At 52.8% G+C, this 12,632-nt stretch carries 10 protein-coding genes, 1 pseudogene and 1 riboswitch; of the genes and pseudogenes, 7 read left to right on the top strand and 4 right to left on the bottom strand.

Translation table 11 applies throughout. From position 1 onward, the window contains the following. The first annotated feature begins 43 nt into the window (after positions 1 to 43). From H7C19_RS04665 to H7C19_RS04645, 5 genes are read left to right on the top strand one after another with little or no spacing between them, the layout of a single operon-like run. Positions 44 to 919 carry a carbohydrate ABC transporter permease gene (locus tag H7C19_RS04665; RefSeq protein WP_221469032.1) on the top strand — a complete coding sequence of 292 codons (876 nt, stop codon included), beginning with the start codon at positions 44 to 46 and terminating at the stop codon, positions 917 to 919. Between the two features lie 32 nt (positions 920 to 951). Next, a complete protein-coding gene (locus H7C19_RS04660; protein WP_313731374.1) occupies positions 952 to 1,797 on the top strand; it encodes a carbohydrate ABC transporter permease in 846 nt (281 codons plus the stop codon). A 16-nt stretch (positions 1,798 to 1,813) separates the two neighbouring features. Then, the gene (locus H7C19_RS04655; RefSeq protein ID WP_185141424.1) at positions 1,814 to 2,776 is read left to right on the top strand and encodes a glycoside hydrolase family 43 protein; all 963 of its coding nucleotides are present in this window, start codon (positions 1,814 to 1,816) and stop codon (positions 2,774 to 2,776) included. After that, entirely contained in the window at positions 2,776 to 3,846 is a 1,071-nt protein-coding gene (locus tag H7C19_RS04650) for a glycoside hydrolase family 43 protein (protein ID WP_185141423.1), read from the top strand. Before H7C19_RS04655 ends, H7C19_RS04650 begins: the two co-directional genes overlap by 1 nt. Before the next feature lie 51 nt (positions 3,847 to 3,897). Beyond that, entirely contained in the window at positions 3,898 to 5,895 is a 1,998-nt protein-coding gene (locus H7C19_RS04645) for an AbfB domain-containing protein (RefSeq protein ID WP_185141422.1), read from the top strand. Between the two features lie 162 nt (positions 5,896 to 6,057). On the opposite strand, the gene H7C19_RS04640 is transcribed toward H7C19_RS04645, so the two are convergent. The 4 genes from H7C19_RS04640 to H7C19_RS04625 all read right to left on the bottom strand — a co-directional run bounded on the left by H7C19_RS04640 (position 6,058) and on the right by H7C19_RS04625 (position 9,847). Beyond that, positions 6,058 to 6,825: a MerR family transcriptional regulator gene (locus H7C19_RS04640; protein ID WP_185141421.1), complete on the bottom strand. Its 768-nt coding sequence runs from the start codon at positions 6,823 to 6,825 to the stop codon at positions 6,058 to 6,060. Further along, a complete protein-coding gene (locus H7C19_RS04635; protein ID WP_185141420.1) occupies positions 6,800 to 7,726 on the bottom strand; it encodes a DUF2268 domain-containing putative Zn-dependent protease in 927 nt (308 codons plus the stop codon). Before H7C19_RS04635 ends, H7C19_RS04640 begins: the two co-directional genes overlap by 26 nt. Before the next feature lie 230 nt (positions 7,727 to 7,956). Then, positions 7,957 to 8,042, top strand: a riboswitch (cyclic di-GMP riboswitch). Between the two features lie 77 nt (positions 8,043 to 8,119). Next, complete coding sequence (locus tag H7C19_RS04630; RefSeq protein ID WP_185141419.1) at positions 8,120 to 9,235, bottom strand: HD-GYP domain-containing protein; 1,116 nt, start codon at positions 9,233 to 9,235, stop codon at positions 8,120 to 8,122. A 27-nt stretch (positions 9,236 to 9,262) separates the two neighbouring features. Continuing rightward, positions 9,263 to 9,847, bottom strand: a complete 585-nt coding sequence (locus tag H7C19_RS04625; RefSeq protein WP_185141418.1) for an HD-GYP domain-containing protein — start codon at positions 9,845 to 9,847, stop codon at positions 9,263 to 9,265. 109 nt (positions 9,848 to 9,956) lie between these two features. Here H7C19_RS04625 and H7C19_RS04620 point away from each other — a divergent pair, with 109 nt between their 5' ends. Both H7C19_RS04620 and H7C19_RS04615 read left to right on the top strand, forming a co-directional pair. Next, the gene (locus H7C19_RS04620) at positions 9,957 to 10,898 is read left to right on the top strand and encodes a tyrosine-type recombinase/integrase (RefSeq protein ID WP_185141417.1); all 942 of its coding nucleotides are present in this window, start codon (positions 9,957 to 9,959) and stop codon (positions 10,896 to 10,898) included. Positions 10,899 to 11,385: 487 nt separating this feature from the next. Then, positions 11,386 to 12,632: pseudogene (locus tag H7C19_RS04615) on the top strand (RCC1 domain-containing protein); the annotation flags it as partial.

The raw sequence follows: 12,632 nt of genomic DNA, 5'->3' as shown, positions 1-12,632 counted from the left end.
GAGTCACCCTCCTTTCTTCCTCGGCATCTGGAGGAGGGTAATCTTGGGCAACAAACGGAAGTCGTATTTGTGGGCGTATGCCTTTATCTCTGCTCCGATTCTGGGTTTTCTGCTGTTTGCTCTGATACCGATCTGTTTTTCCGTGTATGTCAGCGCAACCCAGTACAGCGGCTATCAGAAGCCTGTCTTTACGGGGGCGGACAATTATGTCCGACTCCTCAGCCATGACCCGTTGTTCTGGAAAACGCTCACCAACACGATCTACTCCGTACTCTCCATTCCGATCGGAATGGCGTTGGCGCTGGCGATCGCCGTTGCCTTGAATCAAAAGATCGTCGGCATCCGATTCTTTCGAACCGCTTTCTTCCTGCCGACGATCAGCTCTGTCGTAGCCATGACCTTGCTGTGGAAGTGGATATTCAACGGAGATTACGGATTGCTGAATTATTTGCTTGGCCTAATTGGCATTACGGGTCCCGCATGGCTGAGCAGCGAGACTTGGGCGATGCCGGCCATGATCCTGCAGGGCGTATGGGGCGGCTTAGGTTTTAACATGGTGCTGTATCTGGCCGCGCTTCAAGGGGTGCCGGGCAGTCTGTACGAAGCTGCGGAAATCGACGGGGCCGGCGGCTGGCAGCGATTCGTGAAGATTACGATTCCGTGCATATCGCCTACCACCTTGTACATTTTGATCACGTCGATTATCGGCGCGATGCAAGATTTTCCGCGGTTCCAAATCATGACCGAGGGCGGGCCCAATTATTCGACGACCACGATCGTCTATTACCTGTTCCAGAATGCCTTCCGTTATATGGACATGGGGTATGCATCGGCAATGGCATGGGTGCTTGGCATTCTGCTCATGGCGATTACGCTGCTCAATTTCTGGTTATCCCGTCGTTGGGTGCATTACGAATAGGGGGAAATGGAATGTCCGGTGCCTCGATTGGAGTGAGACAAACAGGAAGACGCGCGAACGAGCGGATACGAAAAGCGGCAGCTTATGTATTCCTGATCTGCGGATCTTTGGTGATGGCCGTGCCTTTTTTATGGATGCTCTCCACCTCCTTGAAAGAACAAGGCGTCGTTTTCGATATGCCGCCGAAGTGGATTCCCGAGCATTGGGAGTGGAGCAACTACTCGTTCGTATTAGGAGAGGCCAACCTGCTGCACGGCTTCATGAATACGATGATCATCATCATTCCGACGACCTTGATCGGCTTGTTTACCAGCGCATTGGCGGCATATGCTTTCGCTCGCATGGTTTTTCCCGCGCGTAACGTGCTGTTCGTCATGCTGCTCGCCACGATGATGATTCCGGGCGTCGTGACGATGATTCCCGCCTTCATCGTGTACAAATCGATCGGTTGGGTGGACAGTTGGCTGCCGTTAATGGTTCCGGGGATGTTCGGGGCAGCCGCCGCGGTGTTCTTCATGAGGCAATTTTTCATGACGATCCCCTCCGAGCTGGAGGACGCCGCGATGATGGACGGGCTGAATCCGTTCTGGATCTTTATCCGCATTGTGCTGCCGCTGTCGAAGCCTGCATTGGTTGCGCAAGGCATTTTCGGCTTTCTGGGGGGCTACAACGATTTTCTCGGCCCGCTCATTTATATCAACAGTCCCGAGAAATTCACCCTTCAGCTCGTGTTGGCATCGTTCCAGGGTTTCTATAATGCGCAATGGACTTACATCATGGCGGGGTCGGTGCTGGCGTTGATCCCGACGGTGCTGCTGTTCTTTTTCGCGCAGCGCTACTTCGTCGAAGGCATCACTTTGACGGGAATGAAAGGATAGTCAGGAGGAGCTCGAAATGAGTACGCAAACGAACAAGACATTTACCAACCCGATTATGGCAAGCGGGGCAGACCCCTGGATGTATCGGCATAGCGACGGCTTCTATTACTTCATGGTCACACGCGGCGATCGTCTGGAATTGCATCGATCCCCCTCGATGAGCGAGGTGGCTGAAGCGCCCAAGACGACGATTTGGCTGCCGCCCGAAGAAGGACCGGGAAGCCGGGAATTGTGGGCGCCGGAAATTCACTTTGTCGGCGGCAAATGGTACATCTATTACACGGCTAGCGACGGGAGCGGGGATGCCTCGCGCCAAATTTACGTTTTGGAAAACGGGAATGCCGATCCGACGACAGGCGTTTGGACGGAAATAGGCGCGGTCAACACGGCTTTGCCGGGTCTGGACGGCACGATTCTGGCGCACGGCGGCAAGCTTTATTTCATGTATGCGGGGTATGGGCATTTCCCCGAATACGGTTCCGCGATTTACGCGGCTTTGATGGAAAATCCATGGACGCTGAAGGGCCCCGAAACGCTGCTGACGAAACCGGAATACGATTGGGAAAAGCAAGGCGGGATGGCGATCAATGAAGGGCCTTGTTTCCTGGTCCGCTATGGTCGAGTGTTCATGATCTATTCGGCCAGCACGACTTGGTCGGACGACTATGCATTAGGCATGCTCACGGCGGATGAAGGGAGCGATCTGCTGAACCCGGAATCCTGGACGAAATCCGAGCGCCCGGTATTCGCGAAGTGCCCGGAAAATGAGGTGTATGCGCCAGGGCATAACAGCTTTACCGTATCGCCGGACGGCAGGGAGGACTGGATCGTCTATCACGCCATTCCTGAATCTGAGGGAGGAGCGGAAAATCGGCAGCCCCGCATGCAAAAATTCGGATGGATGCCGGAAGGGTTCCCTGATTTCGGAAAACCGGTTGCATCCGGCACCGCCTGCCTCGTTCCTTCCGGAGAGGAATAATGGCAGGCATTGGAATGAAGCGCGGGATCATCGCTTTGGGTATCGTTCTGGTACTCTTGGCCGGATTCTATGCAGCTTGGCGTATTCTACATCATGATCAGGTTGGCGTGCCCGTTGCTTATTCCAACCCGGTCTTTGCCCACGATGCGGCGGACCCGACCGTGCTTAAGGCAGAAGACGGGTATTACTACGCGATCACCACGCAGACCAATTACGACGGAACCTTCGTTCCCTTGCCCATCTTGCGTTCCAAGGACTTGGTCCATTGGGAAAGGAAGGGGTCCGTATTCACGGCCGAGCAGGTTCCGTCTTGGGCAACGGGCAATTATATGTGGGCGCCTCATCTGACTTCTTACAAAGGAAAGTACTACGTGTATTACGCGACCAAAGTGAACGATGGCGATCCGCTAAAGGGGATGGGGATCGGCGTCGCCGTCGCGGATCATCCTCTTGGACCTTACCGGGATCACGGCGCGCCTGTCGTCTGGGGAACCGGATTCGAGAAGATCGATCCGTTCGTGTTGGACGATGATGACGGCAAACGATATTTGTATTGGGGCTCCGACAAGCAGCCCATCTATGCCCAGCAGCTCTCCGATGATGGATTTGGCGTGGTCGGGGAGGAAAAAGCCGTCATCTATCCGGGCGTGCAAAGCCGCGAAGCCTACGACGCTCTGGTGGAAGCCCCCTGGGTCGTGAAGCGGAACGGGTACTACTACATGTTCTACTCCGGAGATTATTGCTGCCTGGACAATAGCGGCAATGCCGCCCATTACGCGGTGATGGCGGCGCGTGCCGAATCCCCGATCGGCCCGTTCGAAGCGTTTCCCGACAATCCCATCCTGGAGAAGGACGAGGCGTTTCTGGCTCCGGGCCATAACGCCGTCATCCAGGACGATGCCGGCCGCGATTGGATGCTGTATCACGCGATCGATTTACAAGACGTATCGACCTCCGGTCGTGTGTTGATGCTCGATCGCATTAGCTGGAAAGACGGATGGCCGGTCGTTCACGACGGCAGCGGGCCGAGTTCTACTCTGCAAGAGGATGGTCCGATCACGAGGAAGTAGTTATCGCTGGCGAGATTTAGGAAGATTGCCGACTGAGGAGGAATAATCGTGATGAAGAAGAATCGATTATTGGTATTCTCGCTTGTGCTGTTCCTGCTCATGCAAATGTTCGTTGTCGGACCCGTTCATGCCGCTACGTCGGGCTCGGTCGTCTACAGCAACGCTTCGGAGCCGGAGCCCTACTATGCCCGAGCGGTCAAGCTTGGCAACGGGGACGTGATAGCGACATTCACAAGAAAGTTTCCGGTGAATACCAGTTGGGCCGGCATGCAGCCGTTCGACTTCTATCGAAGCTCCGATAACGGCCGAACCTGGACCTACCTCTCGCAGATCGACCCGAATAATTTCGGTTTAACCCGCGATAAACAAGCGATGACGACACTTTATGTATTGCCGCAACAAGTAGGCGCATATCCGGTCGGCACCCTGCTGTTCGCTTCGACGGACTGGGATCCGGGCGCGACGTATACGATCCATATTTGGCGGAGCACGGACAACGGTGCCCATTGGCAGCTGCACGGGAATCTCGCCGCGCAGGGCGGTTCGGGAACGCACCATACGTGGGAACCCGAATTCGCGGTTTCAAGCGACGGAAGGCTGGTCTGCTATTATTCGGATGAAAGGCAGGCCGGCTATAACCAGGCGATCGCGCGCGAAATCTCGAGCGATGGCGGCTTAACTTGGGGCAATTACAGCATCATCATAGGCGACAATACGAATGGGAGCGCGCGCCCAGGCATGCCCAGGGTCGTGCGTCACAAGAACGGTACGTACTACATGTTCTACGAACATTTAGGAGCGAAGCCCGACTTCGCCGTCCGGTTCAAGACGTCGTCCGACGGCTTGAACTGGGGAACGCCGTCCTCGCTCGGTACCGTCGTAGGTACAGGCATTTACCGTGCGTCCCAAGCGCCGGAAGTCGCGTACGTCGACGATGGCAGCGCGAACGGAAGGTTTTACGTTCGGGGCATGACGGATGTCGTGCCGGATCACAACCAAATGTTCGCGAGCGCGGACAACGGCGCGACCTGGACGCTGGTCGATGCTCCGCTGACGGTTGCGGGAAGCAATCAAAATACGCCCGCCGCTTGGAGCGGCACGCTCGTCCCGCTAGACAATTCCTTATTGCTTGAAGTCAATACCGTCAAAGTAGGCAGCCGCAACGAAATTCGCGCCAACGTCGCCCAAATGAACGGAGACGCGGCGCTCGTATCGGGAGCGGCTTACAAGTTCATCAACCAGAACAACGGGCTCGTGATCGATAATGCGGGTGGGGGTTCCCCTGCGGGAACGAGATTGATCGAATATAACGATCTCGGGCTGAACACGCAATGGTTTCAGACGGAGTTCCGGAGCAACGGTTTTTTCCGGGTCATGAACTTGAACAATAATCTCGTGTGGGACGATCCGGATGGCGTGAAGACGCCCGGCACGAAGATCAACCAATGGACCGACAATTACCTCGACACGCAGCGCTGGAAATTCGCGTACGCAGGTGGCGGCTACTACACGATCGCGAACGAGCACAGCGGACTAATGGTCGACAACGCGGGAGGCGGGTCGCCGTCAGGAACGCAGCTGATCCAGTATACGGCGAATGGTTTGGATACGCAGCGCTGGAAGGCCGTGCGCATCGACGTCGAGACGCCAATCAGCCAATTCGAAACGTATAACTTCCCGGGGAGCTTCATTCGCCATCAAGACGGCAGAGGGAAGACGAACGGAAGCCAATACATCGCGGACGCACAATGGAAGATCGTTCCGGGTCTCGCCAACGCATCGGCGATATCCATCGAATCCGTCAATTTTCCGGGCCAATATTTGCGGCACAAGAACGGGGAAATATGGATGGAGGCGAACGACGGGACAACGTTGTTCAAGAACGACGCAACCTGGAAGCTTCGCACGGGATTCGCGAACGGCTTCGCGGCATCGTTCGAGTCCTACAATTTCCCTGGTCAATACATGAGACACATGAACGGGCTGTTGTACATCACTTCCATCAACAACGCTACGGATCAACAAGACGCCACGTTTTTCGTGAAATAAACGGTTCGTATCTAGCAAGCGAACGAGAAGCCCCAGGCACTTAAGCCGGGGGCTTGGCTAGTTGGCTAGGCTAACACCCCTTGTCATCCTACCCAAGTCTTCAAGGCTTTTGCGGATTCTAACAAACCATTCCCTAAGCCGCTCTGTCCCCACATATCAAGATTAACTACTCGGAGAGACGTTCAACCGATTGATATTATGCATGATTGCACTGTATAGAAAATCTGCTAAATCCTCATTGCTATATTGATTAATGTAGTTTTTGAATCGTGCATCGAATTTGTACGTATTGGCAATGCAAGCCAGTAACTCTGAATCACAAGTCATGAGTTGCTCTAGATGATCCTTCCACTCTCCGATTAATCGCTGCACTTCAACGGAGGAAGGAGACTGATTCATATTGGATGCAATATTTTTGAACACTTGTTCAACATTAGAAAACAGCTTCTCTCTTTCATCTGGTGATAATTTTTCTAACTTTTCGCTATACTCCTTATATGCCTCTGTTTCGCCATAAAAGAAACTCGCCTCATTCGCATATTGTTCTTGCAATGGCAACACGGAAGAACTATTAAAAATATTCAAATTGCCGATATCTTTCCCAGAAACGTACTCATCGATAGCAGTCTTGATCGTTTCTAGCTTTTTTATTCTCGCTTGTAAAGCATGACTCTGGTTGTTTAGTATTTGTTTCTGTTCTTGCCTGGTCAGCTTTAAAATGTCCGCAATTTCTTTCAAGGAAAAATCCAATTCCTTTAAGAACAAAATAGTTTGAAGCTTTTCCAAACTGCTTCGATCGTATAGGCGATACCCTTTTTCCGTCAGATGTGTCGGTTTAAATAAATCAATTCTATCGTAATAATGCAGGGTCCGACCTGTAATGCCTGTAATCTGAACAATATCTTTAACAGCTAATAATGGTTTCTTCATCCCAAAATCCTTTTATTTCGTCTAGTATTTGAGCAGCAGGCGTTATTGTGGCCTCGAAAATCGTTCTTCCTGTTTTTCTTAAATAATATTGGATTAAATAATATCCGCAAGCGTATCCGGCACTATAAGGCATGTTGACCGGTTCAAAGTTTTGAAGTTTAGCGATCTCATCACCGTAAAGATACGGAGCAAATTTATCAAACCCAGTTAATTGCAATTGCTCTCTAAGCACAGGCTTTATGCGCCTGTTAAGTGTTTCTGCGTTTGTTTTCGTTACCCAAGGGCCGGGCGATTCTTCTCCAAACATGAACGTAGCATAGTTTTCAGCTAATCCTTCACTTACAATTAGCTCGCCCAAATTAACGGTGTGATCCCACTGAATAAATTGGTATCGCACATTATGGTTGCATTCGTGCGCCAGCGCAGCCTTCATTCGAGGAATCGTGTACTCATTTGGCAAGAGTGTACCCCAGATAAACCCGGGAATGCCCCCAAAGCCGCTATATCCTTCGTTTATGACTAAGGCACGGCTTTCCGGATTCCCTAGTTGAATGGTAAACAAATATTCGGATACGGGGAGGTTAATTTCATGCTCTACAAATAGATGTAGGCTTTTCTTCACAGCATGCTCACACTCTAACCAAAATGATTCGGACGAAATCAGCTCTATCTCAGGTAAAATCTGTTGGGTAATCTGATCAGGGGATCGATGCATCATACTATTAAACGTAACAACGTCAAAACCATTTTCCTTTTCAGCTCTAAAAGGGATCTGTTGAATTTGCCATTGTTTCATAAAGGGAGCCATCATTTCGTTTCTGAATAATTCAAGTTTTTCCTCGGGCAAAGCTTGGGCAACTTTTTGATAAATATGATCCGAGCGCAGTGATTTTATGTTCATATCTCTCACTCCTAGTTATTTATAGTGAGAATTATGCACTATGACCTAACGTCATAGTCAAGAACTTTGAATCAAATGCTCAAAGCCATGGGCGATATCCATCGATCGGCAAGGTGGACGACTGACCTGGTGTACCGACGTAACGATTATCCTACCAAAGTCTTCCTACCAAAGTATTGAATAGGAAGTGCTTTATTAGGTATAATGGTCGTGTATTTGACCGTGGACCATATCGATAAGGGCAAACCCGCTCGAAAGACGGGGACGCAAAGCTTCAGGCCTACAGGATAAATCCCAGGGTAGCTGAGCCGCCGAAAATGACCGGATCTTCCGCAGCTTGCCTATGAACAACACGATTAAGACCGTTCCTGATTTCGGAACGGTCTTTTTTTGTTACAAGGCCGTATCTACGATGACCAGATCGTACTGTACTCTCAGATCGATCTCATACGGGACGACGACATAGCTTCCGTCTTTTTCGAGAATAATTTTGACAACGGGGCGTTGGACCAGGGAGGAGTCGACAGAGGCAATGACCGCCGTTTGTCCGCTATTGAGGATGACGCGGCTTCCGATCGGGTAGATGGAAATATGGCTGATAAATAGTTTGACGAGCGACAGATCGAACATGCGGTCCCCTGAGCCGAGCAGAAACTCGAACGCGTCCCTTCGCGTGTAGGAGCTGCGATGATGCCGTCGGGAGACGAGAGCATCGTAAGTATCGGCAAGCGCAATGATCTGGGCGAACTCATGAATCTGGGAGCGTCCGATTCCCGACGGGTAGCCGGAGCCGTCATACCTCTCGTGATGCTGCAGGGCGCATAGCGCGGCCGCGTTAGGGACGTCGGTCCTATGCGCGAGCATCTGGTAGCCTTCGTTCGTATGACGTTCGATGAGCCCGCGGTCGTACTCCGTCAATCTGCCCTTCTTGGTCAGCAACTCATCCGGGAGATGGATCATGCCGATATCGAACAGCAGAGCCGAGACGATCAGATCGTGGAGAGGTTCGATGGCATATTGCTTGGCGAAACCGATAATGGCCGATAAGGTGGCGACATTCAGCGTATGCTCGAACAGCAAGGGGTCCTTGAGATGAAGCAAGGTCAGTCTGTCCTTCATGAACCGATGATCGGACAATTCTCCCAGCAGGCTCTGGTAAATGCGCAAGAATCGATCGCCGAGCATCGGTACGGATAGCTGCTGACCGATAAACGGATTGTTGATCAGTTCGTCGAACGCCTCGTCGACCGCTTTCTTGGAGGCGGCCGCACTTCTTTTCCGGACCATTTTCTCCTGCGCGGCCGGGACGGCCGGGGACTCTGTTCCTGGAGACCGGCGCGGGGTATCTTCCTCGACAAAGATGTCCGTAATGCCAAGCGTCCGCAATCGTTCGATATACTTGTCGGTTAGTTGCGTTCCGGCGCCCAGCATGACCATTCCGTTTTTGTTCAGCACCGGATGGGCCAGCGTTTGTCCCGGACGGAGCGTATAGGTGGCTGTTGGTTTCATGGATATCATCCTGCCTTTAGTCCCGCGTTATGAACGATAACGCTGAATTTTTTTTATCGTAATTTCGGGAATAGAGAGGAACAGCTCGACGCAGGTTTTATCAAATTGAATTCCGCTCTGCCTTCTAAGCTCGTCCGCCGCTTCCGCAACCGTCTTGATCCGGTTGTAGGAACGGATCTGAACCATGGCGTCGAAGGAGTCGAAGACGGCGCACATGCGCGCCCATGGCGGAATTAGCTCGCCCCGCAGTCCGTCCGGATATCCCTTTCCGTCCCAGCGTTCGTGATGAGATCGCACGGTTGCAATCATTCTCGGATCCCGCCAGCCAAGTTGGCGAACCAATCGCACGCCGAGAAGCGGATGCTCCCGAATCCGCGCCCGTTCCGCATCGTCGAGCGGAAGCCGTTTGACGAGCAGGTCATGAGGAACGAGCAGTTTTCCGATATCGTGAAAGCTGCAGGCGGCGGTAAACATTCGTTTCTCGTCTTCGGCCATTCCGAGTTCCAGAGCCGCTGCTTGCGCAAACATGCCTACCCGCACGCTATGCGAGAAAGTGGTAGGATCCCTCCGCAGTCCCAGGGCTTTAAGTTCCGAACGAATCAAGCTCGGCATCTGCAAAGCCTCCCTTTCCTTATATACATAGTGGCAGAGCCGCTCTGACAAGCGAGGTCGAACAATAGTGATTGTGCGAAGTTAGCAAGTAGAAAGGAGCCAACCATTCATGAATGCGGAACGCAATGCGGTCGGCATGGACGAGGAGCAGATGATCCAGAGCTTTCTGGCCGGATACCATCGCCCGAATACGATTCGCAATTACGAACGGGCGCTTCGCCTTTTCCGATCGTTCATTGGGACAACCTCGCTCAGCGATGCGACCTGGCACGATCTGGAGCGGTACAAAACATCCCTTTTGCGGGGAACCTCTTCAAGAAGACCGCTTAGCGCGTCGACTATCGCCAGCTTGATCGCTCCGCTGCGCTCGTTTTACAGATGGGGCAGCGACGCCAATATCGCCTTGTTCGCGCATAATCCCGCCTCGTCCATCCGCTTGCCCAAGGTTCAGGTGACGAGCGGACATCATTTTCTGACGCAACGCGAGCTTGCAAACCTGTTGACCCACCTGAGCTCCAAGAACATCCGGGAGTGGATGATGGTTCTTTATATGGTCATACTGGGACTAAGGGTATCGGAGCTTGTGCAGATGAAATGGAGCGATTTTGTTACGGATCCATTGGAAAGCGGTGCGTGGTTAACCATCGCGAACGGTAAAGGAGGCAGGACGAGGCAGGTAAAAATACCGGAGGCGTTATGGAGACTCCATAACGACCCTTCCACCCGGCAATGGTTGCAAGGGGATGTTGCGCATATCCATCCGAATAGCCGTATTTTTCCGATTACGATTCGCCAAGTAGAGCGCATTGTCAGCCGGACGAGCAAAGAATGCGGAATTGCCAAACCGGTGACACCCCATTGGCTGCGTCATACGAATGCCACCCTGGCGCTTCTTAATGGCGCATCGCTTCAACAGGTGCAGCATACGCTAGGCCACGTACAAATCAATACGACCCAGCGCTACCTGCACACGGTCGAGCTGATGAAGAAGACCGCGCCGGATTTTGTGGCCGAGAGCGTGCATAATGTGCTGAAACATGTATTGTTATGAAGGATTAGGTCGTTTATAATGAGTAACAAAGCAGGGATAATTAAACAGAAAATGTCGAACAATCACTATTGTTCGACATGATTATCATACCCTATTCGCCGTTAATCATACATCGGCCCATACGACGTCGCAGAAGCCAGCGGACACTCCGCTGGCTTCTGCGCATGCGCTCCGGGAGACGGAATGTCGTATGCCTGCAATCAAACTCCAGAAGTTTCTGGGGTTTCTTTTTTTGAAATAATCCTAGTCATTCATAACATTCATGCTGTCAGGAGCAGCTTACTTCATTATACCTAAGCCTGCACAGCATCACTCGCCGCCAACATGGAACCGAAGGCATCCACGGTTCAATTGTACCAGCGTTTGTGCAGCGGCAACGCCGACTATTTTTAGACGGTGTAAGCCGCTTTTTTATTTCGTCAGAATATTGTCAGAGCGATGCTGTATGGTTGTCCTACTGAGAAAAAACGCAGTGGGAGGGCACTTCATGTTACGAATTTGGTTTCGTAAACTCGTTCAAGTTGCCATGCTTATCGTTATGCTTCTAAGTATTGCGGTTCCATTCGATTCCGGATCGGCACAGGGAGCGCAAATGGGGAGCGGAAGCCGGGCGTCGGTCGTGAAGATTGCCGCGGGAACGTATCATTCCCTGGCGCTCAAAACAGACGGTTCGGTCGTCGCTTGGGGAAATAACGATTACGGTCAAACGACCGTGCCAACGGGAGCGCAGTCCGGCGTAGTGTCGATCGCAGCAGGAGGGAATAATTCCCTGGCGCTCAAGACAGACGGCTCCGTTGTCGCATGGGGAAATAATGGTAGCGGTCAAACGACCGTGCCAACGGGAGCGCAGTCCGGCGTAGTGTCGATCGCAGCAGGAGGGTATCATTCCCTGGCGCTCAAGACAGACGGCTCCGTTGTCGCTTGGGGGGCTAATAGCTGGGGGCAAACGACCGTGCCAACGGGAGCGCAGTCCGGCGTAGTGGCGATCGCAGCGGGAGGGTATCATTCCCTGGCGCTCAAATCGGACGGCTCCGTTGTCACTTGGGGAAATAATGGTTACGGACAAACGACCGTGCCAACGGGAGCGCAGTCCGGCGTAGTGGCGATAGCAGCGGGATGGTTTCGTTCTCTAGCTCTTAAATCGGACGGCTCAGTCGTCGCTTGGGGAGATAATCGTTACGGACAAACGACCGTGCCAACGGGAGCGCAGTCCGGCGTAGTGGCGATCGCAGCGGGAGGGGATCATTCCCTGGCGCTCAAATCGGACGGCTCCGTTGTCGCTTGGGGAAAAAACGATTACGGACAAACGACCGTGCCAACGGGAGCGCAGTCCGGCGTGGCGGCGATAGCAGCGGGAGAGGACCATTCCCTGGCGCTCAAGACAGACGGCTCGGTCGTCGCTTGGGGAAATAATGGTTACGGTCAAATGAACGTGCCGGCGAATATAGCTTCTCCTGTCAAAGCGATCAGGATTGCTGGGGGAGGGACTCATTCCCTGGCACTCAAAACAGACGGCTCCGTTGTCGCTTGGGGAAATAATGGTAGCGGTCAAACGACCGCGCCAACGGGGGCGCAGTCCGGCGTAGTGGCGATAGCAGCGGGATCGAATCATTCCATGGCGCTCAAAACAGACGGCTCCGTTGTTGCTTGGGGATATAATGTTTACGGACAAACGACCGTGCCAACGGGAGCGCAGTCCGGCGTAGTGGCGATATCAGCGGGAGGGGGCCATTC

This window comes from Cohnella nanjingensis, from assembly GCF_014212125.1.
In the GTDB taxonomy this organism is placed as follows: domain Bacteria; phylum Bacillota; class Bacilli; order Paenibacillales; family Paenibacillaceae; genus Cohnella; species Cohnella nanjingensis.
This window is presented reverse-complemented; position numbering and strand designations above follow the sequence as displayed.

Bases quoted from the DNA above. Each gene is read 5' to 3' on its own strand.
- H7C19_RS04625 (WP_185141418.1), bottom strand. From the start codon at position 9,847: ATGCCGAGCTTGATTCGTTCGGAACTTAAAGCCCTGGGACTGCGGAGG.
- H7C19_RS04655 (WP_185141424.1), top strand. From the start codon at position 1,814: ATGAGTACGCAAACGAACAAGACATTTACCAACCCGATTATGGCAAGC.
- H7C19_RS04650 (WP_185141423.1), top strand. From the start codon at position 2,776: ATGGCAGGCATTGGAATGAAGCGCGGGATCATCGCTTTGGGTATCGTT.
- H7C19_RS04640 (WP_185141421.1), bottom strand. From the start codon at position 6,825: ATGAAGAAACCATTATTAGCTGTTAAAGATATTGTTCAGATTACAGGC.
- H7C19_RS04635 (WP_185141420.1), bottom strand. From the start codon at position 7,726: ATGAACATAAAATCACTGCGCTCGGATCATATTTATCAAAAAGTTGCC.
- H7C19_RS04645 (WP_185141422.1), top strand. From the start codon at position 3,898: ATGAAGAAGAATCGATTATTGGTATTCTCGCTTGTGCTGTTCCTGCTC.
- H7C19_RS04630 (WP_185141419.1), bottom strand. From the start codon at position 9,235: ATGAAACCAACAGCCACCTATACGCTCCGTCCGGGACAAACGCTGGCC.
- H7C19_RS04620 (WP_185141417.1), top strand. From the start codon at position 9,957: ATGAATGCGGAACGCAATGCGGTCGGCATGGACGAGGAGCAGATGATC.